Source organism: Pelomonas margarita (assembly GCF_043555875.1).
GTDB classification, from domain to species: Bacteria; Pseudomonadota; Gammaproteobacteria; order Burkholderiales; family Burkholderiaceae_C; genus Pelomonas; species Pelomonas margarita.
In genome coordinates this window covers 573,640-597,231 of the sequence record NZ_JBIGHW010000001.1, presented here as the reverse complement: position 1 = coordinate 597,231, position 23,592 = coordinate 573,640, and the positions used below count along the sequence as shown (strand labels likewise).

The 23,592-nt window shown below is 70.5% G+C and carries 23 protein-coding genes; 2 read left to right on the top strand and 21 right to left on the bottom strand.

The genetic code is table 11. The annotated features are described in order from the left end of the window. Window positions 1-28: 28 nt before the first annotated feature. From ACG0Z3_RS02605 to ACG0Z3_RS02505, 21 genes are all read right to left on the bottom strand, one after another. Entirely contained in the window at window positions 29-838 is an 810-nt protein-coding gene (locus ACG0Z3_RS02605; protein ID WP_394395006.1) for a citrate synthase family protein, read from the bottom strand. Next, entirely contained in the window at window positions 835-1,617 is a 783-nt protein-coding gene (locus tag ACG0Z3_RS02600; protein WP_394395005.1) for a citrate synthase family protein, read from the bottom strand. Before ACG0Z3_RS02600 ends, ACG0Z3_RS02605 begins: the two co-directional genes overlap by 4 nt. Beyond that, window positions 1,614-3,443, bottom strand: coding sequence for a thiamine pyrophosphate-binding protein (locus ACG0Z3_RS02595; protein ID WP_394395003.1), 1,830 nt, complete (start codon window positions 3,441-3,443; stop codon window positions 1,614-1,616). Before ACG0Z3_RS02595 ends, ACG0Z3_RS02600 begins: the two co-directional genes overlap by 4 nt. A gap of 283 nt (window positions 3,444-3,726) precedes the next feature. Then, a complete protein-coding gene (locus ACG0Z3_RS02590; protein ID WP_394395000.1) occupies window positions 3,727-4,971 on the bottom strand; it encodes a M20/M25/M40 family metallo-hydrolase in 1,245 nt (414 codons plus the stop codon). Between the two features lie 37 nt (window positions 4,972-5,008). Continuing rightward, window positions 5,009-6,391: a putative bifunctional diguanylate cyclase/phosphodiesterase gene (locus ACG0Z3_RS02585; RefSeq protein WP_394394997.1), complete on the bottom strand. Its 1,383-nt coding sequence runs from the start codon at window positions 6,389-6,391 to the stop codon at window positions 5,009-5,011. Window positions 6,392-6,399: 8 nt separating this feature from the next. Next, the gene (locus tag ACG0Z3_RS02580; RefSeq protein WP_394394995.1) at window positions 6,400-7,143 is read right to left on the bottom strand and encodes a GGDEF domain-containing protein; all 744 of its coding nucleotides are present in this window, start codon (window positions 7,141-7,143) and stop codon (window positions 6,400-6,402) included. After that, window positions 7,136-7,525, bottom strand: a complete 390-nt coding sequence (locus ACG0Z3_RS02575; RefSeq protein ID WP_394394993.1) for a DUF1987 domain-containing protein — start codon at window positions 7,523-7,525, stop codon at window positions 7,136-7,138. The genes ACG0Z3_RS02580 and ACG0Z3_RS02575 overlap by 8 nt, the downstream gene beginning before the upstream one ends. 26 nt (window positions 7,526-7,551) lie before the next feature. Beyond that, window positions 7,552-8,121 carry a SiaB family protein kinase gene (locus tag ACG0Z3_RS02570; RefSeq protein ID WP_394394991.1) on the bottom strand — a complete coding sequence of 190 codons (570 nt, stop codon included), beginning with the start codon at window positions 8,119-8,121 and terminating at the stop codon, window positions 7,552-7,554. A gap of 5 nt (window positions 8,122-8,126) precedes the next feature. Next, complete coding sequence (locus ACG0Z3_RS02565) at window positions 8,127-9,365, bottom strand: SpoIIE family protein phosphatase (RefSeq protein ID WP_394394989.1); 1,239 nt, start codon at window positions 9,363-9,365, stop codon at window positions 8,127-8,129. A 141-nt stretch (window positions 9,366-9,506) separates the two neighbouring features. After that, window positions 9,507-10,190 carry a response regulator gene (locus ACG0Z3_RS02560; RefSeq protein ID WP_394394987.1) on the bottom strand — a complete coding sequence of 228 codons (684 nt, stop codon included), beginning with the start codon at window positions 10,188-10,190 and terminating at the stop codon, window positions 9,507-9,509. After that, window positions 10,187-12,856, bottom strand: coding sequence for a DUF4118 domain-containing protein (locus ACG0Z3_RS02555; RefSeq protein WP_394394985.1), 2,670 nt, complete (start codon window positions 12,854-12,856; stop codon window positions 10,187-10,189). The genes ACG0Z3_RS02560 and ACG0Z3_RS02555 overlap by 4 nt, the downstream gene beginning before the upstream one ends. Next, window positions 12,853-13,824, bottom strand: coding sequence for a magnesium and cobalt transport protein CorA (locus ACG0Z3_RS02550; RefSeq protein WP_394394983.1), 972 nt, complete (start codon window positions 13,822-13,824; stop codon window positions 12,853-12,855). Before ACG0Z3_RS02550 ends, ACG0Z3_RS02555 begins: the two co-directional genes overlap by 4 nt. A gap of 7 nt (window positions 13,825-13,831) precedes the next feature. Further along, window positions 13,832-13,963 (bottom strand): hypothetical protein, encoded by a 132-nt coding sequence (locus ACG0Z3_RS02545; RefSeq protein ID WP_394394981.1) that lies wholly within the window; start codon window positions 13,961-13,963, stop codon window positions 13,832-13,834. 3 nt (window positions 13,964-13,966) lie between these two features. Beyond that, on the bottom strand, window positions 13,967-14,593 hold the full coding sequence (gene kdpC, locus ACG0Z3_RS02540) for a potassium-transporting ATPase subunit KdpC (protein ID WP_394394979.1): 627 nt from the start codon (window positions 14,591-14,593) through the stop codon (window positions 13,967-13,969). An 11-nt stretch (window positions 14,594-14,604) separates the two neighbouring features. Further along, the gene (locus tag ACG0Z3_RS02535; RefSeq protein ID WP_394394978.1) at window positions 14,605-15,324 is read right to left on the bottom strand and encodes a TorF family putative porin; all 720 of its coding nucleotides are present in this window, start codon (window positions 15,322-15,324) and stop codon (window positions 14,605-14,607) included. Between the two features lie 20 nt (window positions 15,325-15,344). Then, window positions 15,345-17,396: a potassium-transporting ATPase subunit KdpB gene (gene kdpB / locus ACG0Z3_RS02530; RefSeq protein WP_394394977.1), complete on the bottom strand. Its 2,052-nt coding sequence runs from the start codon at window positions 17,394-17,396 to the stop codon at window positions 15,345-15,347. Continuing rightward, the gene (kdpA, locus tag ACG0Z3_RS02525; RefSeq protein ID WP_394394976.1) at window positions 17,393-19,099 is read right to left on the bottom strand and encodes a potassium-transporting ATPase subunit KdpA; all 1,707 of its coding nucleotides are present in this window, start codon (window positions 19,097-19,099) and stop codon (window positions 17,393-17,395) included. The genes kdpB and kdpA overlap by 4 nt, the downstream gene beginning before the upstream one ends. Then, window positions 19,096-19,188 (bottom strand): potassium-transporting ATPase subunit F, encoded by a 93-nt coding sequence (locus ACG0Z3_RS02520; protein WP_394394975.1) that lies wholly within the window; start codon window positions 19,186-19,188, stop codon window positions 19,096-19,098. The genes kdpA and ACG0Z3_RS02520 overlap by 4 nt, the downstream gene beginning before the upstream one ends. A gap of 178 nt (window positions 19,189-19,366) precedes the next feature. Then, window positions 19,367-20,071 (bottom strand): riboflavin synthase subunit alpha, encoded by a 705-nt coding sequence (locus tag ACG0Z3_RS02515; protein ID WP_394394974.1) that lies wholly within the window; start codon window positions 20,069-20,071, stop codon window positions 19,367-19,369. A gap of 315 nt (window positions 20,072-20,386) precedes the next feature. Next, a complete protein-coding gene (locus ACG0Z3_RS02510; protein WP_394394972.1) occupies window positions 20,387-21,592 on the bottom strand; it encodes an ammonium transporter in 1,206 nt (401 codons plus the stop codon). A gap of 144 nt (window positions 21,593-21,736) precedes the next feature. Next, the gene (locus ACG0Z3_RS02505; protein ID WP_394394970.1) at window positions 21,737-22,099 is read right to left on the bottom strand and encodes a Spx/MgsR family RNA polymerase-binding regulatory protein; all 363 of its coding nucleotides are present in this window, start codon (window positions 22,097-22,099) and stop codon (window positions 21,737-21,739) included. Between the two features lie 24 nt (window positions 22,100-22,123). Here ACG0Z3_RS02505 and ACG0Z3_RS02500 point away from each other — a divergent pair, with 24 nt between their 5' ends. Together ACG0Z3_RS02500 and ACG0Z3_RS02495 are read left to right on the top strand one after the other, a co-directional pair. After that, on the top strand, window positions 22,124-22,855 hold the full coding sequence (locus ACG0Z3_RS02500) for a leucyl/phenylalanyl-tRNA--protein transferase (RefSeq protein ID WP_394394969.1): 732 nt from the start codon (window positions 22,124-22,126) through the stop codon (window positions 22,853-22,855). Further along, window positions 22,852-23,586 carry an arginyltransferase gene (locus ACG0Z3_RS02495; protein WP_394394967.1) on the top strand — a complete coding sequence of 245 codons (735 nt, stop codon included), beginning with the start codon at window positions 22,852-22,854 and terminating at the stop codon, window positions 23,584-23,586. Before ACG0Z3_RS02500 ends, ACG0Z3_RS02495 begins: the two co-directional genes overlap by 4 nt. Window positions 23,587-23,592: the final 6 nt, after the last annotated feature.

Here is a 23,592-nt window from a genome sequence, read left to right as displayed (position 1 = left end):
GCACCTGACAACGATTGAGGCGCGCGGATTATGTGGGCGCCGCGCGCCCTCTCGCGGTCCAGCAACGTGAGGGATGGCCCTCATACACCACTTGCGAACACGCCGTCGGCATCAGCGTGCCCTCGGGCTTCTCGGCGGCCTCGACCACGCAGGGCGGCATGCCCAGCATGGTCTTGAACACGTTGTAGAGCTGGTACTGGCGTGCCGTCAGGCCCAGGTCGGCCGCCAGCGCCGCCGTGGCGCCGGCGTAGTTGAGCTTCAGGAAGGACTTGCGGCGCAGCAGCACCTGCTCGATGTCCAGCGCCAGCCGCAGGTGCGGCCCGTCGGCCAGGCCCTCGCGGCCAGCCAGCGCCAGCAGCGGCGGCAGGCGCTCGTCCGTCGCGTGGATGGGCCGGCCGTAGCCGAGGATGCGGCGCTGGCGGGCCAGCTCGTCGGCCACGATGGCCTCCACGCCGTCGCCCGCACGCTGGCGTTCGCCGGCGCGCAGCAGGAACTCGATCGCGAAGAAGGCCGGCCCGCCCCCGAACACACGCGCCTCGCTGGCCGCCAGCCCCGCCGCCAGCGCAAGCGACGGCAGGCTGCGCGCATTGGCGGCGAGCGCGGCGACGCGGTTGTTCCACAGCCGCGTGTCGGGATAGCCGGTCAGGGCCCACATGCCGTCCAGCAGGCGCAGCTCGTGGGCGCCGAAGCGACGGCCGGTGATGCCGAACAGGAACAGGTCCATGCTGCCCGCGCCGGCCAGGTCGCGATGCAGGTCCAGCCCGCGGAACACGGCCCGCGTGCCGGGCCAGCAGGCGCCCACGCGGGTGCGCAGCACGGTGGTGTCCGGCAGCGTCATGCGGTGGCCTCCTCGTCCAGCTGCACGGCCGGGAACGGAAAGCGCTTGTAGCCCCGCGCGCCCTGCTCCAGCGCATGCGCGGCCGCGCCGGGCAGGCGCAGCAACAGGAACAGCATCTCGCCCTGCGCCGGGCTGAGGCCCAGGTCGCCCAGCGCTGCGGCCGCAACACCGCTCATCGCCAGCGGCCGCCCGGCCACCGCCTCCAGCGCCTCGCGGTGCTCCGCCAACCAGCGCAGTTGCCGGGCCTGGGGCAGGCCGGCCATCGCGTGCAAGGCCTGCCGCACGATGCCGGCCCCGGCAGGCCCGCGCGGCTCGAAGCCGGCGGCGCGCTCGCGGTCGGGCCAGACGTCCGGCGCCGCAGCGGCAGGCCGGGCCAGCAACCGCTGCCAGGCCGGCAGGTCGGCGCCGCATTCGAGCCAGGCCGTCATGGCATCGAACACGTCGCGCGCGCCGCCGTGCCGGCCGGCCCCGACGGACAGCGCCGCCATCAACGCCGCCGCCGCCGGCGCGCCGCCCACGGCGCTGGCCATGGCCGCATGCACGGCCGCATCGCGCGGGCCGGCATTGGCCAGCGCCACGGCCAGCATCTCCAGCAGCGCGCGCTGCTCGGGCCAGGGCGCCTCGCCCTGCAGCAGCAGGAACAGCATGTCGGCCCAGCCGGCGTGGCCCAGCATCTCGCCGTAGACGTCGTAGCCATGGCAGTGGGCCGAGCGCGCCGCGAGCGGGTTGTCGGGCTCGGGCTGCTCGCGCCAGATGCGGGTCGTCAGCGGTGCGCTCATCGCGCGGTGCCCAGCGTCTTCATGCGCAGGTTCATGGGCGGCACCTCCTCGCCATCGATGCGCACGTCGATCAGCGTGGGGCCGCGCCGCGCCAGCAGCGCCTCGAAGTCCACCGCGTCCAGCTCGGCGGCCGAGCGCACGACGAGGCCGGCAATGCCCATGGCGCGCGCCATCAGCGCGAAGTCCACCTGCGGCAGCTGGAAGCCGATGGGCTCGGCGCCCGCCAGCCGCTGGCCATGCTTGACCATGCCCAACGCGCCGTCGTTGAGCACGACGTACAGCACCGGCAGCCCCAGCTCGGCGGCCACCGTGATCTCCTGGCCGTTCATCAGGTAGCTGCCGTCGCCGGTCAGGCACACCACAGGGCAGCGCCGGTTGGCCAGCGCGATGCCCACCGCCGAGCCGATGGCCCAGCCCATGGGCGCGAAGTCCATGGTGACGCGCAGCCAGCTGCCGTGCCGCGTGCGCCGCTCCCGGCCCGCAGGCAGCCAGGCGCCGCCGGGCGTGCGGCCGCCGCGCTGGTCGCGCGGGGCCAGGTAGTGCACGGCCCAGGCGGCGCTGTTGCCGGCATCGGCCACGAAGCGCGTCTGCGGCGTGCAGCGCTCGGACAAGGTAGCCAGCAGCCGCTGGGGCTTGACGGGCGCATCGTCGCCACACGCGGCCACCGGGTTGTCCACCAGCGCCTCGTAAGCCTTGCGTGCCACCTGCGGGTGCAGGAAGGGCAACAGCTGCGCTTCCGGCGCGCCCTGTGGCGGCGCCAGCAGCGCCAGCAGCTGCTCGCACACCGTCTTGATGTGGCCCCGGACATGCAGCCGCGCCATCGGCGAGCGCATCAGGTTGTCGTCGCTGTCGTCCACGTGCACGAGGCGACTGTTCAGCAGCGCGCGGCTCCAGCCGCCGCTGTTGAACTCGCCGAAGCCGGTGCCCAGCGCGATGACGAGGTCGGGCTCACCCTGCAGCAGCTCGGCCGCACCGGCATGCCCGCCGAAGCCGAACACGCCGGCAAAGCGCGGGTGGCGCGGGTTGACGAGGCCCTTGCCGTCGGGCGTGGTGATGAAGTGGCCGTCGGTGCGCTGCACCAGCTGCATCAGCTCGGCAGCCGCCTCGCCGCAGCCCGCGCCGATCAGCCACACCGGCCGCTGCGCCGAGAACAGCAGGCGAGCCAGCTGGCGCACGGCCGGCAGGTCCACCAGCGCCGGGGCCCGCCGAAGCAGGCCGGCGAAGTCGGGCGCGTCGTGGTCGGCCTGCAGCGGTTCGCGCAGGATGTCCACGGGGATGGACAAATGGCTGGGCCCGCTGGGCGCGCGCTGCGCCTGCATGATGGCGTTGAACAGCTTGGTGGGCAGTTGTTCGGCATGCGAGACCAGCGAGTTGTAGCGCGTGCAGGGGCGGAACATCGCCATCGTGTTGATGCCCGTGCAGCTGGACTCCTGCAGCGCCCCGCGGCCGAAGTTGCGGATTGGCGGCTGCCCGGTGATGACGAGCATGGGCACGTCGTTGTCGTAGGCGCAGGCCACGCCCGTGATCAGGTTGGTGGCCCCGGGCCCCGAGGTGGCGATGCACACGCCCAGCCGCCCGGTCTCGCGGGCATAGCCGTCGGCCATGTAGGCGGCGCCCTGCTCGTTGCGCGCGACGACGGCCTGCGGCCCACCCCGGCGGGCGCTGCGTGCCAACGCGTTGTACAGCGGCTCGATGGCGCCACCCGGCACGCCGAAGACGTACTCAACGCCCAGCGCCTCCAGCGCCTCGACGATGAGGTCGGCCGCGTCACGGGCGGCAACAGGGGACAGATGACGGACAGGCGCGAGAACGGTGTTGGTTTCCACGGATCAAACAGGCAGGGCACGCCGCGACGAGAACAGCAGCTGCTGCCCGCACGACATCGGTGAATGAATGGGGCCACCGCAGTGGGCCCCGTGCATGGCCGACGGACCTCGCGGCCGCGGCCTTCCCTGTTTCAGCTGGGGGCGAGCACCCCTGCGGCATCTGTGTGCCCGCGCATGCTTGCCGTTAGCAGCCGCGCGATGGCCGCAACTGTATCGAGTTGCAACGGGCGCACATCCCCGCAAACGCGGGAACCCCTCGGCGCAGGCGCTTGCCTGCGGGGGGTCAGGGCTTGCCTCTGGCCCCTACCAGCTGTGCCACGGCGGCCAACGTCGTCTGTGCGGCGTTCAGGCCGAGCAGGAAGTCCTTGTCCGAATAAGTCGAGTACAGGTCAGTGGGCTGGTGCCAGTGCGGGTTCCAGCCGGCGCCGATGTGCATGCCGCGCTCGTTCTCGCGTACCGAGACGGCGGGCGCGTGGTCCATGAAGGGCACGGAGTCGGTGTTGGTCATGCGGTTGCCCACGGCGACGGGGTAGTCGGTGGCGTACTTCTCATTGGCCGCACGCATCGCCCAGGCCAGCTTGGCCGAGGCATCGGCTTGCTGGCTGTTGACCTGGAACTCGACATTCACATCGGCCTCGGCGCGCTGCTCCCTGGGGGCTGTGTAGACGGGCTGACCCTTGGCGTCCAGCACGGGCTTGCCGGCGGCGTCGAGCCTGGGTATGGGCCTGCCGTGGTCGAACAGCAGCATGTCGTGCTGGATGACGCCCAGCCATTTCGGCTCGGGGTAGCGGCCCGAGCCCGGGGGCGACTCGATGCCCTGCAGCTCCTTGCGCTGGGCCACGTAGGCATGGGCGCCGTTGAGGCCGGTTTCCTCGTTGTTCCAGAGGATGAAGCGCACGGAGCGCTCCGTCGTCACGCCCGGCGCATTGAGGATGCGCGCCAGCTCCATGACCAGCGCCGTGCCGGAGCCGTCGTCATTGGCAGCCTCGCCAAAGCCGAGGCCGTCCATGTGGGCGGAGACGATGATCATCTCGTCGGGCCGAGTCGTGCCGACCTTGGTGCAGTACAGGCTCTCGCGCGGCCCCGTTCCCAGAGGCGGGAGCTCTGCGTTCAGCGCGCGCAGCCGCTCGTCTGGCTGGGCCAGCGGGTCGAGGTTGACGCCGATGGGGGCGCGCGGGCCGAACAGCGTGCCGCCGCCCTGCGCTGCCGGGCCTGCCGCACGCCGGGGCTGCAGCTGCGCCGGGTTGCGGCGCGCGGGCTCGGTGAACTCGTAACGCAGCCGCTCGGTGTTCGTGCAGCCCTGCTGCTTCAGCTGAGCCTCGATCCAGTCCAGCGCCGCACGATTGCGGGCCGTGCCCTGGCGACGGTCGCCGAACTGCGTCAGGCCCTTGATGGTGGCCGTGTATTTCTCCAGGTCCAGCTGGTCCACGAGCGTCGTCACCGGGTCGGGCGGCGTCTGTGCAGTGACGGGAGCGGACACCGCGATCGCGGCGAGCGCCAGGGCAAGCAGGGAGGTGGGCGTTTGCATGGCGAGGCAGCATAGCGGCCGGGCCCACCCAGCCTCCTCAAGCCGACTCGCAGGCCAGCGCCGGCGCCAGCAGCGCGTCGAAGTGCGCCAGCGGCAGCGGCTTGCCCACCCAGTAGCCCTGCACAAGATCGCAGCCCAGGCGGTGCAGCACCGCCAGCTCGGCCTCAGTCTCCACTCCCTCGGCCGTGACCTCCAGCCCCAGTCCGTGGCCTAACGTGATGATGGAGCAAAGCAGCGCCTGGCGCTTGGCATCGCGGTCCACGCCGTCGACGAAGCTGCGGTCGATCTTCAACTCGTGCACCGGCAGCCGCTGCAGGTAGGCCAGCGAAGACTGGCCGGTGCCGAAGTCGTCGATGGCAAGTCGCACGCCCAGCCGGCTCAGCGACTGCAGCACGTGGATGGGGTCCTGGCTGCCGGCCATCAGGCCGGTCTCGGTCAGTTCCAGCTGCAGCAGCCGCGCCGGCACGCCGGCCGCCTGCAGCAAGGCCTCAATGCGCACGGGCAGTTGGCCGTCCTGCAGATCCAGTGTGGAGATATTGACAGCGATGGCCACGTCGCGCCCCTGCGCGCACCAGGTGGCCAGCGTGGCGATCGCGCGCCTGAGCATCCACTGCGTGATCTGGCGGATGCGGCCGGTGCTTTCGGCGAAGGGCACGAACTCGGCCGGCGGCAACCAGCCGCGCAGCGGGTGCTGCCAGCGCACCAGCGCCTCGGCGCCGGTGATGCGGCCGTCGCGCAGGCGGCGCTTGGGCTGCAGCACCTGGCGCAGCTGGCCCTGGGCGATGGCGGCCTCCAGCTCCGACAGCAGGCTCAGGTGCGACAACCGGTCAGCCTCCAGCTCGGGGTCGTACAGCGCCACCTCGTTGCGCAGCCGCTTGGCCTCGAACATAGCCTGCTCGGCGCGCTGCACCAGCGTCTCGGCATTGCGGCCGTGGGCCGGGCACAGCGCCACGCCGATGGAGACCGTGGCGTCCAGCGTCTGGCCCTGCCAGGCATGGCGGCGGTTGAGCATGGCGTGCAGCCGCTGCACCTCGCCCTGCCAGCCGCCGGCATCGGCCAGCGGCAGCAGCAGCACGAAGCAGCCGCCAGCAAGGCGGCCGCACAGCAGGCCCTGCTCCTGCAGCCGCTCCAGCCGGGCGGCCAGGCCCAGCAGCAGCGAGTCGCCGGCGGCAAAGCCCAGCACGTTGTTGACGGTCTTGAGGCGGTCCACGTCCAGGCACAGCAGAGCCGCCGGCCCGCCTGCGGCCAGCGCATCAGCGGCAGCTGCAACGAAGCAGTCGCGCAGCGCGAGGCCAGTCAGCGCGTCGGTGTGGGCCTTGTCCAGCAGCCGGCGCCGGCGCAGGTCATCGGCGGCCGGCCGCGCTGCGGCGCGCGCGGGCATCAGGGCCAACGAGGCGCGCAGCCAAGCCGAGGGCAGCACGCGGCGCCTCATCCCTGCACGGGCGCCGCCGCAGCGCGCACCTGGTTGCGGCCACCGCGCTTGGCCTCGAACATGGCCTCGTCTGCGCGCGCATAGGCATCACCGAAGCTGCCGCGCTGCGGCGTGGTGCTGACGCCGAAGCTGGCCGTGACCACGCGGCCCGGCAGGCAATCGAACGGCCGGCTGGCGATGGCCTGGCGCATGGCCTCGGCACGCTGCAGGGCGGCCTCCTGGGAGGCGCCGGGCAGCAGGATGGAGAACTCCTCGCCGCCGACACGGCCGATCTCGGCTCCCACCGGCACCGACTGCCGCAACCGATTCACCACCTCGCAGATGACGGCATCGCCGGCCGGGTGGCCGTGGGCGTCGTTGATGCTCTTGAAGCAGTCAATGTCCAGCACCACCAGCGCCAGCGGGCAGCACTCCAGCAGGCGGCCGGCGCGCTCGAAGATGGCGCCGCGGTTGAGCGCGCCGGTCAGCGAGTCGTGGCGCGCCTTGTATTCCAGCTGGCTGGCCAGGCGGTGCAGCTCGCTGTTCAACACGTTGAGCTCGCGCTCCTCGCGGTCGCTGCGGCGGATCAGGCGGCGGCTCTCGCGCATCAGGCGCTCGAAGTGCTGCACCAGATCGGCCAGCGCGGCGCGGCAGCCGGCGGCGGATAGCGTCACGTCGTCGCGCGCGCGCAGCGCCCGTTCCAGCGCGGCGGCCTCCTGCTCGAAGAGGTCGTGCTGGGTTGGTGTGTCGATCTCAGGCATTGACAGCACGGAGTTCGATCTCGAGGTGGGAGAAATCGGCCATCAGCTCTTCGCCGAACTCGCGGATGGTGTCGTCCTCGGCGTCGTGCTGCCAGTCCAGCCGCACCCGGCGGCCGGCCGCGCAGGCCTGATCCAGGAGGTCGAACAGCGAGAACAGCATCTTGGTGCTGGAGCTGTTGAAGTAGGTCAGCGCGACCTCGACCGTGAGCATGTGGCCGTCATGCGGCTGGGCGAGGAACTCACGCAGCGCAGCGATCAGCGGGCCGTAGAAGGCGGCGGCGTTCTCGGGGAAGGACTCGCCACGCAGCGCCAGCGCGTGCGCGTCGAAACGGAAATCGACCTCGGGGGAACTGGGCGTGGCGGGGATGTGCAGGGGATTCATGGCTTGGTGTTCTTGTCGGTTGCCGTTCAGATCGTGGTTTTCAGGAAGAACATGGCGGTAGCCGGGTCCTCCGTGGGCTGAAACTCGAACTCCAGCGGCTCGCTGGCATCGCGCGCCATCGTCAGCAGGCCCATGCCGGCGCCCTTGCTGTCCTCAGGCGTCTCGGCGCGCAGCGTCTCGCGGTAGCTGGCCTTGATCTGCTCCAGCGTCATCGCGCGCAGCGTCTGCAGGCGCTCGCGCAGCAGCTGTGCGACGCCGCCATCCACGGGGTTGGCGCACAGCAGGAAGTAGCGGCCCTCGGCGTCCACGCCGATGCACACCGAGCCGTGGCGCAGCTCATGCTGCGTCTGGGCCGGCGGCGTCAGCGCATCGGCCGAGTAGTGAATGATGTTCTGCGCCATCTCGACGAAGGACGAGAACAGCCGTCGCCGCGTGGGCCCGGCGGTGCCGCACTGCTCCAAGCGCAGCCGAACGGCCTCGGCCATCGCGGTGACGATGCTCTGCGAGAAGTAGCCGACGTAGTAAAAGATGACCTGCTTCTGCCGCGCGAGCTCGCAGAACTCGCGGTATTGCTCGTAGGTGTGACGGGGTTCCATGGGGCTCAGTTCAGTCGGAATCCAAAGAGGGTGAGGTCGTCGCGGCGCAGCTGGCTGCCCTGGTAGCCGGCCAGCTCCTGCATCAGCGCGGCGCCGAGGTCGGCCATGGGCAGCTCGCGGTGGCGCACCAGCGCTTCGCGCAGGCGGCGGCGGCCGAAGGCGATGGCCTTGGGCCCGCCGATCTGGTCGACCAGCCCGTCGGTGCAGGCCAGCAGCACGGCGCCGGGGCGCAGGTCGATGTGCCGGCAGGTCCAGCGTGCGTCGGCCGGCGTGTCGGCGTAGCCCAGGCCCAGGCGGTCGGCGTCGATGATCTCCACGCCGGCCTGGCCTGGCTCCTGCAGCAGCAACGGCGTGCGCGCGCCGGCGAAGCTGAGCCGGCTGCTGGCCGCGTCGAACCACAGGAAGGCCGCGTCCAGCCCGTCGTTGGACGCCGAGCCTGCGCCATCGATTTGGCCCAGCGAGGCCTTGATGGCCTGGCTGACCTCCGTCATCAGCAGCGCCGGGTCACGCGGGCCGTGCCGCTCCAGCGCCTGCTTCAGCGCCGCGTGGGCGATCAGCGTCAGGAAGGCACCGGGCACGCCGTGGCCGGTGCAGTCGGCCACGGCTGCGAACCAGCCGTCGGCATCGTCCTGGAACAAGTAGAAGTCGCCGCCCACGGTGTCGCGCGGCTCCCAGACGAGGCACGCATCGCCGAGCCGGCGCTGCAACGCGGCGCTGGAGACACCCAGCATGGAGCGCTGGATCACGCTCGCGTAGTCGATGCTCTGCATGATGTGGCGGTTGCGCTCGGCCTGCTGCTCGGCGATGACGCGCATCAGGTCCAGCCCGTAGCCCACGCCCGTGAAGCGGCCCTGCTCGGTGATGAGAAAGCCATCGGCCAGCGCCTTCTCGCCCGACTCCACGGTCAGCAGCGCCAGCTGCTCCACGGTGACGGCGGCGTCCACCACCAGCGGCTGCTTGTCCATGAAGGCGATGCAGCTCTTCTTCTCGAACAGCTCCTTGTGGAAGGGCTTGGCAATCTGCGACAGGAACAGCGCGCGGTTGATGAGCCCGATGGGCCGGCCGTCCTCCAGCACCGGCAGGCTGCCCAGCTCGCGGTGGCGGCCGAAGATCTCGAACACCTGGGCGTTGTTGTGCTCCGGCGTGACGGACACGCAGGCCAGCGCCAGATCGCCCGCCACGGGCTGGGCAAAGCGCGCCGGCGGCCGCCGGGTGGGGGAGGCCAGGGGAACGGTGGGGATCAAGGCATGGGCTCCTGCGAACGCGTGATCACGTCAGGCAGGCAGCCTAGAAAAACATCGTGCAACAGCTATGACAAGACTGTCATACGGCGGAAAAAACGCCCCGCACGTGGCGGAGATCACGAAGCTCGGCGCGGGCCGGAGTCAGGTCTTGAGCCGGTAGCCCACGCCGGCCTCGGTCACCAGCCATTGCGGACGGTTGGCGTCGGCCTCCAGCTTCTTGCGCAGATTGGCCATGTGCACGCGGACGTAATGCACGTCCTCGGCATGACCCGGTCCCCACACCGCCTTGAGCAGGTGCTGGTGGGTCAACACGCGGCCGGGCGCGTTGGCCAGCTCCTGCAACAGCCGGTATTCGATGGGCGTCAGGTGCAGCGCCTCACCGGCCCGCGTCACGGTGCGCAGCGCCCGGTCCAGGGTGATGTCACCAAAGCGCAGCACGGGGTCGGCCTCCAGGCCCGCGCTGCGGCGGCGCAATTGCACGCGCACGCGTGCCAGCAGCTCCGCCACACCGAAGGGCTTGACGAGATAGTCGTCGGCGCCCGCATCCAACGCCTGCACCTTGCGGTCCTCGCCCTCGCGGGCCGACAGCACGAGGATGGGCGCTGCGGACCAGCCACGGAACTCGCGGATGAAGTCCAGCCCATCGCCATCGGGCAGGCCCAGGTCCAGCACCACCAGCTCGGGCCGGCGCGTGGCGGCGTCGATGAGGCCGCGCTGCAGGCTCGCCGCGTCAAACACCTCCAGCCCCTCACTCTGCAGCGCCATGCGGACGAAGCGCCGGATCTCCGGCTCGTCCTCGATCATCAACACGCGCGGGGCGCTCACTCCAGGTTCTCCTTCGGGGGTGTTCCAAGGGGCAGCGCGATGCGCACGCAAGCGCCCCCGGCAGCCACATTGTGGGCGCTGATGCGCCCGCCATGCGCCTGAACGATGGCCTTGCAGATGGCCAGGCCCAGACCCACGCCCGGCGTGGCGCTCTCGCGGTCGCCGCGCTCGAACTTGTCGAACAGCTGCTCCTCGCGGCCAGGCGGGAACCCGATCCCGTCGTCCGTCACATCGATCTCGATGTGACGCCCCACCGTGCGCGCGGCAATGCCGATCGCGCCGCAGCCGTACTTGGCGGCGTTCTCCAGCAGGTTGACGAGCACGCGCTCCATCAGCACCGCATCCAGGGCCACCAGCGGCAATTCGGCCGGCAAGGCCACCGCCAGCGCACGGCCGGCCAGCACCTCGTCCAGGCTGGCCAGCGCGCTGCCGACCACCTCCTGCAGCGGCAGCCACTGCCGGTTCAACGGGGCACCACCGGCTTGCAGCCGCGCCATGTCCAGCAGGTTGCCCACCAGCGCGCTCATGCGCTGGGCCGAGCGGCGCATCGCGTCGGCCACTTCCGTCTGTGGCCCGGTCAGCGGCGTCAGCTTCAACGCGTCAGCCAGGCCCACCAGCACGGCCAGCGGCGTGCGCAGGTCGTGCGAGACGGCCGTCAGCACCGAGTTTCGCAGCCGCTCGCCCTCGATCTGCAGCGTGCTCTGCTGTGCCACCTCGATGTAGTGGATGCGCTCCAGCGAGATCGCGATCAGCGCCGCGCAGGTGTCCAGCAGCTCACGCTCATCGGCCAGCCAGCGCCGGCCGCGGCCGGCCACCGCCAGCACGCCACGCAGACGCATCGGCGCCGTCAACGGCAACATGAGGCAGGGGCTGGAGGGCAGCGTGTCGGTGCCCTGCCCCGCCGGCTGCGCATGGTCGAAAGCCCATTGCGCGACGCCCAGGTCAGGCTCGACGCTCGCCCCCGGCAGCACCGCCAGCACTTCATGGCCGGCATCGGCCAGCGGCGGCGCCAGCACGGCCGAGCCAACCCCGAACTCGGCGCGCAGGAAGCGCGCGGCGATCTCGGCCACCTGCACCGGCACCAGCGCGGCGCCGAGATCGCGCGACATGGCGTACAGGCCGCGAACGCGCCGCTCGCGTTCGCGGGCGGCCAGCGCCTGGGCCTGCAAGCCCGCCGCCAGCTGGCCGATCACCAGCCCCACGAGCAGCAGCACGGCGAAGGTCACGAGATATTGGGCATCGCCCACCGCGAACGACCAACGCGGCTCGACGAAGACGAAATCGAAAGCGGCCACGCCCAGCAGCGCCGTCAGCGCGGCCGGCGCGCGCCCCCACCGCAGCGCCACGCCGACGACGTTGAGCAGATAAAGCATGGCGATGTTCGTGGGCGCCATGACACGCAACAGCAGCAGCGACAACGCCGTGGTCAGCAGCACGCCACCCGCCGCTGCGGCATAGCCACGCAGGGATTGAGGCGTCAGCAGGCCACGCACAGGCTCGGCCGGCGGTTCGCGCTCGCGGGCGGCGGGCAGGGCCACCTGCAGCACATCCATCGCCCCGGCCTGTCGGTTCAGCGCCTCGGCCAGTGAGGGGCGGCCCGGCCAGCGCCAGGCGTGTTCGCGGCGGCCGATGACGAGGCGCGCCAGGTTGTGCTCGCGCGCGTAACCGACCAGCGCTGGCGCAACCTCGGGCGCCGACAGCGTGGCGGTGCGCGCGCCCAGGCGCTGCGCCAGCGCCAGCGTGCGCTGCACGCGCTGGCGGGCCGCATCGCTGAGCGGGCGGGCGGTCTCGACATGCACGGCATGCCAGTCCAGGTCCAGTTGCTGGGCCAGCCGCGCGGCGCTGCGCACGACCTTGTCGCTGTTGACAACCGGGCCGACGCAGGCCAGCAGGGATTCGCGGTTGGCCCAGACCGCGCCGGCACCGTTCTCGCGCCGGTAGGCCTGCATCTGGTCGTCCACGCGGTCGGCCGTGCGGCGCAGCGCCAGCTCGCGCAGCGCCAGCAGATTGCCCTTGCGGAAGAAGTTCTTCGCCGCGCGCTCGGCCTGGGCCGGCAGGTAGACCTTGCCGGCCTTCAGCCGCTGCAGCAGCTCGTCGGGCGGCAGGTCGACGACGACCACCTCGTCCGCCTCGTCGAACACCTTGTCCGGCAACGTCTCCCACACGCGGATGCCGGTGATGCCGCCCACCACGTCATTCAGGCTCTCCAGGTGCTGCACGTTCAGCGTCGTCCAGACCTCCACGCCCGCCTCACGCAGCTCGGCCGCGTCCTGCCAGCGCTTGGCGTGGCGCGAGCCGGGCGCGTTGCTGTGCGCCAGCTCGTCCAGCAGCAGCACGCCACCCGGCTCGGCAGTTGCCCAGGCGAGTGCGGCATCGAGGTCAAACTCGCGCAAGATCTGCCCCTTGTGGGCGAGGTCGCGCAGCGGCAGCCGTTGCAGATCACGGGCGATGGCTTCGGTGTCCGCCCGGCCATGGGTCTCGACGACGCCCACCCGCACCGCGCGGCCCTGCTCGTGTACCGCCTGCGCGGCGGCCAGCATCGCGAAGGTCTTGCCCACGCCGGCATTGGCGCCGAAAAAAATCTTCAGCCGGCCACGCCGGGCCCTGTCCTCGTCGCGACGGAGTTGGGCCAGCAGGGCGTCAGGGTCGGGCCGCGCGTCGCTCACAACCAGCGCAGGCGCTTGAAGCGCCAGTACAGCGCACCGCTGACCAGCACGATGGTGGCCAGCGCCATCGGGTAGCCATAGACCCACTTGAGCTCAGGCATCTTGTCGAAGTTCATGCCCCAGATGCCAGCCAGCGCGGTGGACGCCGCGAAGATGGCGGCCCAGGCGGCCAGCCGCTTGGTGACCAGGGACTCCTCCACGCTCACCAGGGTGAGGTTGACCTGCGTGGCCGCGATGATGGTTTCGCGGGCCGCGTCGATGCTGGCCTGCAGCCGGACGAGATGGTCGTAGACATCGCGGAAATACTCTTGCAGCGCCTTGCAGACGACGGGCACGCGCCCGCCGTGCAACCGGGCCGCCACTTCCAGCAAGGGCGTGACGGCGTGGCGCAGCGTGGCCAGTTGCTGCTTCAGCGCGAACAGCTGCTGCACCACGGCCTGGCGGTCCTGCCCCGGCTGGAACATCGTGGCCTCCAGCGCCTCCAGCGCGCCATCGATGTCGTCCATCAACGGGATGTAGCGGTCCACCACGGCGTCCATCAGCGCATACAGCACGAAACCCGGCCCCTGGCGAAGCAGCTCCGGCTCGCGCTCGGCGCGGTCTCGAACGCCCAGGAAGCCCTGCTGGCTGCGGTGGCGCACGGACACGACGAAACGCGGCCCGACGAACACATGCACCTCGCCCACAGCCAGCCCGTCGAGGCCTGTCTCCAGCAGGTGCATGGCAGCGAAGGTGATATCGCCGTACTCCTCGACCTTGGGGCGCTGCTGGCCCTTGCGGGCGTCCTCCACCGCGAGCGGCGGCAGGTCCAGCTCGTGCTGCAGACGCGTCAGCTCATCATCCGTGGGGTCGCGCAACGCGATCCAGACAAAACCCTTTTCATGAGCCTGCAGCGCCTCGGACACGTCGTCCAGCGCTGGCTCGGCCACCATGCGACCATCATCGTAAACAGCGCTGTTGATCAGCATGGGTGTGTCAGGGTAAGCGGGCGGAGCGCCGGATCCTCGCATGGCTGCGGCGCCGTTGCTGCCAGTGCAGCAGCCCCCAGATCACCGCCAGCGGCAGTGCCACGGCCACCAGAGCCGCGGTGGCGTACAACCAGTCCATCTGTCACCTCGCGGCGCCGTATGTGTCGGCGAGGGCAAGATTGAGCGCCAGCACGTTCACGCGGGCCTCACCGATCAAGCCCAGCCAACGCCCTTCGGCGTGCTGCTCGACGAGCGATTGCACCGTCGCCAGCGGCAGGCCGCGCACACGGGCCACGCGGGCCACCTGGTAGTCGGCGGCGGCGCGGCTGATGTGCGGGTCCAGCCCGCTGGCGGACGTGGTCACCAGGTCCACCGGCACCGGCGCGGTGTTGCCCGGGTCGGCCGCACGCAAGGCCAGCACCCGGGCCTGCACGGCCTCCACCAGTGCAGGCGCCGTGGGCGCCAGGTTGGAGCCGGCCGAGTTGGCGGCGTTGTTGGCCATCGGCGCGGTGGCCGACGGGCGGACCCAGAAATGCCCGGCGTCGCTGAACTGCTGGCCGATCAGCGCCGAGCCGACGACCTGGCCATCGCGCTCGACGAGGCTGCCGTTGGCCTCGCGCGGGAACAGCGTCTGCGCGAGGCCGGTGACCAGCAGCGGGTAGGCCAGGCCGGTGACGAGGCTGAGCACGACGAACAGCGTCAGCGCGGGCCGCCACAGCGGCACGTCGGCGCGGGCGGGGGTGGCGGGTGCCTCCAGGGTGGGGGTCATGCAGCGTCTCCTCAGAAGGTCTTCTTCAGGCCCAGCACGACACCCGTGCGGCCCAGGAACTTGGCGCCGGCGGCGCTCGTGTAGGCCGCGCGGCCGGCGTCGGTGCCCACCAGCGCCGCGCTGACGACCACGCCGGACACCTCCTTGGCCAGCGTCAGCGATGCGTCGGTGTAGGACGCCGCGGCATTGCGGCGCACGGTCTGGTGGCCCACGTGCGGCGTCAGCGTGAAGCCGTCGCCGAGGTCCAGGCTGGCCGACAGGTCCAGGTAGCCCGAGCCGCGACTGTCGGCGAAGCCGAACAGCCGCGTCGTGCTGTGCGAGTACCGGGCGGTGAGCGGCCCGAAGCTCAGGCCCGCGTAGGCCTCCAGCGTGTTCGCGCTGGGCTGCAGCCGATTGCCGGGGTAGACGTACTGCAGCAGGCCGACGTCCAGCGTCAGGCCGGGCGCAACCTCGGCCTTGTAGCCGCCGTAGACGTCCAGCTCGGCGCTGGCGTCGCCGCCGGCGTCACGCACCCAACGGATGGTCGACGCCCAGGCGCCGGCATAGAAGCCCGCGGGCGCGGCGTAGTCCACGCCGCCCTGCAGCGCCGGCTGCAGCCGGGTCTGCGAGATGCCGCGGTAGCGGTAGTCGCTGACCGCGCCGGCGTTGAACGACCAGGGGCTCGTGGCCTCCGCGGCGAAGGCGGGCGCCAGCGCGAGCAGCGCCAGCAGAGAGAAAGCAGTCTTTTTCATGGAACGACAGGAAGAAGGGTTCAGGCCAGGCCCAGTGCGACCAGCAGCAGGTCGATGGCCTTGATGCCGATGAAGGGGACGATGACGCCACCCAGGCCGTAGACGAGCAGGTTGCGGCGCAGCAGCGCGGCCGCGCCGATGGCGCGGTAGCGCACGCCCTTGAGCGCCAGCGGGATCAAAACGACGATGATCAGCGCGTTGAAGATGACGGCGCTGAGGATGGCCGAGCTGGGGCTGGCCAGCTGCATCACGTTGAGCGTCGCCAGCTGCGGGTAGGTGGACACAAACGCCGCCGGCAGCACCGCGAAGTACTTGGCCAGGTCGTTGGCGATGGAGAACGTCGTCAGCGACCCGCGCGTCATCAGCATCTGCTTGCCGGTCTCCACCACCTCGATGAGCTTGGTGGGGTCGCTGTCCAGGTCCACCATGTTGCCGGCCTCCTTGGCGGCCTGCGTGCCGGTGTTCATGGCCACGGCCACGTCGGCCTGGGCCAGCGCGGGCGCGTCGTTGGTGCCGTCGCCGGTCATCGCGACGAGCCGGCCCTGCGCCTGGTGCTCGCGGATCAGCGCCAGCTTGGCCTCGGGCGTGGCTTCGGCGAGGAAGTCGTCCACGCCCGCCTCCGCCGCGATGGCCGCGGCGGTCAGCCGGTTGTCGCCGGTGACCATGACCGTCTTGATGCCCATGCGGCGCAGCTGCGCGAAGCGCTCCTTGATGCCGGGCTTGACGATGTCCTTCAGCTCGACGACGCCCAGCACCTGCGTGCCGTCCGCGACGACCAGCGGCGTGCTGCCGCGGCGGGCCGCCTCGTCGACGACCGCCTGCACGCCGGCCGGCCAGCGGCCGCCCAGCGCCTCGACATGCGCGCGCACCGCGCTGCCGGCGCCCTTGCGGATCTGGCGCGCGCCCAGGTCCACGCCGCTCATGCGCGTCTGCGCGGTGAAGGGCACGAACTCGCCGCGCTCGGCCGCTGCGGCGGCTGCACCGAACCTGCGATCGGCCAGCGCCACGATGCTGCGGCCCTCGGGCGTCTCGTCGGCCAGCGAGGCCAGCCGCGCCGCGTCGGCCAGCTGCGCCTCGCTGACGCCGGCCAGCGGCCAAAAGGCGTCGGCCTGGCGGTTGCCCAGCGTGATGGTGCCGGTCTTGTCCAGCAGCAGCACGTCCACGTCACCCGCGGCCTCCACGGCCCGGCCGGAGGTGGCCACCACGTTGGCCTGCAGCATGCGGCTCATGCCCGCCACGCCCACGGCCGACAGCAGGCCGGCGATGGTCGTCGGGATCAGGCACACCAGCAGCGCGACGAGCACGACCAGGCTGACCGGCTCCCCCGCGCCGGCCACAGCGACGCTGAACGCCGAGAACGGCAGCAGCGTGGCGACGACGCCCAGGAACACCAGCGTCAGCGCCACCAGCAGGATGGTTAGCGCCACTTCGTTGGGCGTGCGCTTGCGCTGGGCGCCCTCCACCATCGCGATCATGCGGTCGACGAAGGTCTCGCCGGGGTTCACCGCCACGCGCGCGATGACCCAGTCTGACAGCACGCGCGTGCCGCCAGTCAGCGCGGAGAAATCGCCGCCGCTCTCGCGGATGACGGGCGCCGACTCGCCGGTGATGGCGCTCTCGTCCACCGACGCAACGCCGTCGATGACCTCGGCGTCGGCCGGCACCACGTCGCCCGCCTCCACCAGCACGATCGCGCCGCGGCGCAGCGTGCCGGCCTCGCGGGGGTGCCACTTGATCTGGTCGCGCGGCACGCCGGCGCGCCAGTCATCGGCCACCTTGGCCCAGGTCTCCTTCTTCAGGCTGCGCAGCGACGCGGCCTGAGCCTTGCTGCGCCCCTCAGCCAGCGCCTCGGCGAAGTTGGCGAACAGCACGGTGAACCACAGCCACACCATCACGGCGATGACGAAGCCCGAGGGCTGGGCCACGGCCAGCGCCGTCGTGAACAGGCTGCCTAGGTAGACGACGGCCATCACCGGGTTGCGCGCTTGCGCGCGCGGATCCAGCTTGGTGACGGACGCTACGAGGGCCTCGCTCGCCAGCTTGGCGTCGAACAACGAAAAGGCCCGGCTCATGCGGCGCTCCACAGGATGAGGTGCTCGACGACCGGCCCCAGGGCCAGCGCCGGCACGTAGTTCAGAAGGCCCACCAGCAGCACCACGCCGATGAGCAGGGCCACGAAAAGCGGGCCGTGTGTGGGCAGCGATCCCTCGCCAGCCACGAGGCGCTTCTTGCCCGCCAGCGAGCCTGCCAGCGCCAGCACCGGCACGATGACGCCGAAGCGGCCCACCCACATCACCAGACCCAGCAGCAGGTTGTAAAACGGCGTGTTGGCAGACAGCCCGGCGAAGGCGCTGCCGTTGTTGTTGCCGGCGGACGAGAACGCGTACAGCACCTCGCTGAAGCCATGCGCGCCGGGCGCCGCGATGCCGACGCGGCCGGGCTCGGTCGCCACCGCGACCGCCGTGCCCACCAGCACCGCCAGCGGCGTCAGCAGGATGGCCAGCGACACCATCTTCATGTCGACGGCCTCGATCTTCTTGCCGAGGTACTCGGGCGTGCGGCCGATCATCAGCCCGGCCACGAAGACCGCCAGCAGCGCGAACACCAGCATGCCGTACAGCCCCGCGCCGACGCCGCCGAAGACAACCTCGCCGAGCTGCATCATCACCAGCGGCACGGCGCCGCCCAGCGGCGTGAAGCTGTCGTGCATCGCGTTCACCGCGCCGCAGCTGGCGGCCGTGGTGATGACGGCGAACAGCGACGACGCATTGATGCCGAAGCGCGCCTCCTTGCCTTCCATGTTGCCGCCGGGCTGCGTGGCGCTGGCGGTGGCGTCCACGCCCAGTGCGGCCAGCCGCGGGTTGCCCGCCTGCTCGGCGCCGGTGGCGATGACGACGGCGACGACGAACATCACCGCCATGGCTGCCAGCAGCGCCCAGCCCTGGCGAATGTCACCCACCTGCCGGCCCATGACGAAGCACAACGCCGTCGGGATCAGGAAGATGGCCAGCATCTGCAGCGCGTTCGTCAGCGCCGTCGGGTTCTCGAACGGATGCGCCGAGTTGGCATTGAAGAAACCGCCGCCGTTGGTACCCAGCATCTTGATGGCCAACTGCGACGCGACCGGCCCCAGCGAGATCGAGTGCTGTACGCCCTCCAGCGTCGTCGCCGGCACGGCCGCCGCCAGCGTCTGCACGACGCCCAGGCCTGCCAGCATGACGGCGAATGCGAGCGACAGCGGCAGCAGCACCCACAGCGTGGCGCGGGTCAGGTCGGCCCAGACGTTGCCGAGCGTCCCGGCGCTCCTGCGGGCGAAGCCACGCAGCAGCGCCATGACGACCGCCAGGCCCGTGGCCGCGGACAGGAAGTTCTGCACCGTCAGCCCCATCATCTGCGTCAGATGGCTCATCGTCGTCTCGCCGCCGTAGCCCTGCCAGTTCGTGTTGGTGACGAAGCTGATGGCGGTGTTGAACGCCGAGTCCGGCGACACGGCGGCGAAGTCCTGCGGGTTCAGCGGCAACTGTGCTTGCAGCCGCTGCAGCGCATAGACAGCGATGACGCCCAGCCCATTGAACAGCAACAGGCCCAGCGAGTAGCGGAGCCAGCCCTGCTCCGCACCCCCGACGCCGGCAGCCCGCAGCAACGGGCGTTCCACGCGAAGCAACCACGCAACGCGCCCCTCCATCGCGGCGTGAATCCACGTCGCCAGCGGCCTGGCCAGCACGAGCAGCACGACGAGGAAGGCGGCAAGCTGCGTCCATGCAGAGGAACTCATGACAAGTCCTCCGGGAACAGCAAGGCCCAGAAAAGATAGCCCACCAGCACAACGACGAGCACGGTGGCGGCGAGTTCGAAGCCACTCATGACTTCCTCCCCGCCAGGCGCTGGCAGCCCCAGGCCGCCAGTGCGGTCAGCAGCGCGAGAACCGCGCCCAGACCGAGAAAAACGATGTCCATGACACCTCCAAAAAACATGGAGGTCATTCTGGAAATCGCGCTGTCAAACCGCCGACAAGATCGCGGCGGGCGGCATCAAGAACGCATCAAGATTTGCCGATGGCGAGCTGCGTCAGGTCGATGCCGCGCTCTTTCGCGATGGCCTCCAGCACCGGCAGCAAGGGGCCCAGCTTCTCGTCCAGCGCATCGCGCACCGTGTCGACGACGACCTGCGTGCCGCGGTCGATCTCCAGGTGGATGGCATCGCCGACGGCCTTGTCGGCGAACGTCGTCATGCGCAGCGTCTCGGGGATCAGCCACACCTCGAACCAGCCCGAGCCGTCGCGCTCGCGCTGCGCCTCGGCCACCGTCAGGCTGCAGCCGTTGACGCCGATGTAGCCCTTGGCGAACACGTAGCGCATCCACGGCGCCGGCACGGCGAAGCGGATGACGTGGTTGTTGTCCGGCTTGCGGATCTCGGCGATGTGCGCCGACACGTCGACGTGGCCCGACAGCGGATGGCCGCCGATCTCGGCACCATCCTTGGCCGCACGCTCGACGTTCAGGCCCGAGCCGACGCGCAAGCCCCCCAGCGTCGTCAGCTTCATCGTCTGGCCCATCACGTCGAACAGCGCGACGTCGGGCGACGGCCGCTCGGTGACGGTCAGGCAGACGCCGTCGCAGGACACGCTGGCGCCGATGGCGAGCTCGTCATCGAAGCCCGCCGGCAGCTTCAGCGCCAGCGTGTGCAGCCCCTCGCGGGCGTCAATCGATGCGACATGGGCGACGCCCTGGACGATGCCTGTGAACATGATGAAAAAAGGCCTAGGAGGCTGTCGGGCTGTGGGGTGGGTGCGCGTTGGCCCGCGTTGGGGTTGCAGGCAAGGCGCAAAGCGAAGCCGGGTTGTACACCCGGCGAGCATTTGCAACGCCGCATGCGGCCTCAACGCGGGCCAACCCGAAGGGTCGGGGCGAGTTGCCATGCCATCCGGCGTTGCACCCACCTTGTGGGGACCGCCCCACTGCGGCGGTTGCGCCTTGTCTGGCATGGCAACTCGCCCCGGCGCGCACCCACCCCACAGCCCGACAGCCTCCTAACGGGGCCGTTTTGATGTGTTGCAGCCAGCTTACCAGCTGACCTCGCGGTCCGGCGTCGCGCCGATCTTGTGGATGGACAGGTCGGCGCCCTCGAACTCCTGCTCGGCATCCAGCCGCAGGCCGACGGCCAGCTTGATGATGCCGTAGACCAAGAAGCCGCCGGCCAGCGCCCAGGCCACGCCCGCCAGCGTGCCGATGAGCTGCGCGCTGAAGGCCACCCCGCCCAGACCGCCCAGTGCCTGCTGGCCGAAGATGCCGCAGGCGATGCCGCCCCACGCGCCACACAGGCCGTGCAGCGGCCACACGCCCAGCACGTCGTCGATCTTCCAGCGGTTCTGCGTGAGGGTGAAGAACTTTACGAACAGCCAGCCGGCCACGCCGCCGGTGACCAGCGCTCCCAGCGGGTGCATCACGTCCGAGCCGGCGCACACGGCCACCAGCCCGGCCAGCGGGCCGTTGTACGCAAAGCCCGGGTCGTTGCGGCCCAGCAGCACGGCCACCAGCGTGCCGCCGGCCATGGCCATCAGCGAGTTCACTGCGACGAGGCCGGACATCTTGTCCAGCGTCTGCGCACTCATCACGTTGAAGCCGAACCAGCCCACCGTCAGCACCCACGCGCCCAGCGCCAGGAAGGGGATGCTTGACGGCGGGTGCGCGCTCATCGCGCCGTCCTTGCGGTAGCGGTTCAGGCGGGGTCCGAGCAGCAGCACGGCCGCCAGGCCGATCCAGCCGCCCACGGCGTGCACGACGACGCTGCCCGCAAAGTCATGGAACTCCGCGCCCGTGGCCGCCTTCAGCCAGGTCTGCAGGCCCAGGCCCTGGTTCCAGACAATGCCCTCGAAGAACGGGTAGACGAAGCCGACGATCACCGTCGTGGCCGCCAGCTGCGGGCCAAAGCGGGCCCGCTCGGCGATGCCGCCCGACACGATGGCGGGAATGGCCGCTGCGAAGGTCAGCAGGAAGAAGAACTTGACCAGCTCATAGCCGTTCTTCTGCGCCAGCTGCTCGGCGCCGACGAAGAAGTGCGTGCCATAGGCGACGAGGTAGCCGACGAGGAAGTACGCCAGCGTGGACACGGCGAAGTCCACGAGGATCTTCACCAGCGCATTGACCTGGTTCTTTTTGCGCACGGTGCCCAGCTCCAGGAAGGCAAAACCTGCGTGCATGGCCAGCACCATGATGGCGCCCAGCAGGATGAAGAGCGCATCCGCGCCTTGCTTGATCGATGACTCCAACGCTGTCTCCTGTGTCGGTTCCCGGCTCCAGGCTTGGGCGATACGCACCAAGCCGAGCCAAACCGCACCGAAACAGCAAGTTCAATGCCCAGTCTTGATGCATGCGCATCGCCGGGCACGGGCGCCACGGAGGCACCGGAAGTTTTACTTTGGTGCGGTTGACGCACCTTCTTCGAACATTTGCGCACCGAATCCGAGCGTCCAGCGGCCATCCGCCCAGCGCACGACCGGCCGCTTGATGACGCTGGGTTCGGCCAGCATCAGCGCCGTGGCGGCCGCGTCGTCGACGACGGCGGCCTTGGCGGCGTCGTCCAGCTTGCGCCAGGTCGTGCCGGCGCGGTTGACGAGCTTGTCGCGGCCGAAGGCAGCCAGCCAGGCGGGCAGCAACTCGGCCGGCACGCCCTGCTTCTTGAAGTCATGGAAGGCGACTTCCAGGCCCCGCTCGGCCAGCCAGACGCGGGCCTTCTTGACGGTGTCGCAGTTGGGGATGCCGTAGACGATGATCATGGCGGCGACCGTACCATGGCCGGCATGATTGACTGGCTTGACGACGCCTCGCTGGACTTCCCGCCCACCACCCGCGCGCTGGGGCCCGACACCGACGCCCCCGGCCTGCTGGCCGCCGGCGGCACGCTGACGCCGCAGCGCCTGGCGGCCGCCTACCGGCGCGGCATCTTCCCCTGGTATGGCCCCGGGCAGCCGCCGCTGTGGTGGGCACCCGACCCGCGCATGGTGCTGAAGACGGCCGACTTCAAGCTCTCGCGCTCGCTGCGCAAGACGGTGCAACGCTTCATCGCCACGCCCGGCTGCGAGATCCGCGTGGACTTCAATCGCGCCGCCGTGCTGCAAGCCTGCGCCGAGACGCCGCGCGATGGCCAGAACGGCACCTGGATCGTGCCCGAGCTGCAGGCGGCCTACCTGGCCTGGCCGGCGCTGCACAGCGTCGAGACCTGGATGGACGGCGAACTCGTCGGCGGCCTCTACGGCGTCAACCTTGGGCGCATGTTCTATGGCGAGTCCATGTTCATGCGCCGCACCGACGCCTCCAAGATCGCACTCTGCGCGCTGATCTGCCTATGCCGCCAAGCCGGTATCCCGTGGATAGACTGCCAGCAGAACACCGGCCACCTGGCCTCGCTCGGCGGCGCGGAAGTGCCGCGCCCGGCCTTCGAGGCCCACTTGGCCGCCCATGTCGACCAGCTCTGCCCCACGGCCTGGACCTATCATCTCGACCACTGGCACCGGCTTTTCGACCCTTCGTGACCCACCCCAAAGAACTGCCCCTCGCGCAGATCCAGTTCTACGCCACGGCGGCCTACCCGTGCAGCTATGTGCCGGGCCGCCAGGCACGCTCGCAGGTGGCCACACCCAGCCACCTGATCCACGCCGACGCCTACTCCAACCTTGTCGCCACCGGCTTTCGCCGCAGCGGCCTGTTCACCTACCGGCCATATTGCGATCAGTGCCGCGCCTGCGTGCCGCTGCGTGTGCCGGTGGAGCGCTTCGAGCCCAGCCGCTCCCAACGCCGCGCCTGGAAGGCGCACAGCCCGCTGCAGGCCAAGGTCATGCGGCTGGGCTACTCACCGGAGCATTACGCGCTGTACCTGCGTTACCAAGCCGGCCGGCACTCCGGCGGCGGCATGGATCATGACAGCGTCGACCAGTACACCCAGTTCCTGCTGCAAAGCCGCATCAACTCGCGGCTGGTGGAGTTCCGCGAGACGCTGCCCGACGGCAGCACGCCGCTACGCATGGTGTCCATCCTGGACATCCTCAACGACGGCATCTCGGCGGTCTACACCTTCTATGACCCGGACATCGACGCCAGCTACGGCACCTACGGCGTGCTGTGGCAGATCCAGCAGGCCAAGGAGCTGAAGCTCAGCCATGTCTACCTAGGCTACTGGATCGCGGAGAGCCCCAAGATGGCCTACAAATCCGGCTTCCTGCCGCACCAGATTCTGCAGAACGGCAGCTGGGTCGACGCGACCTGACGCGGC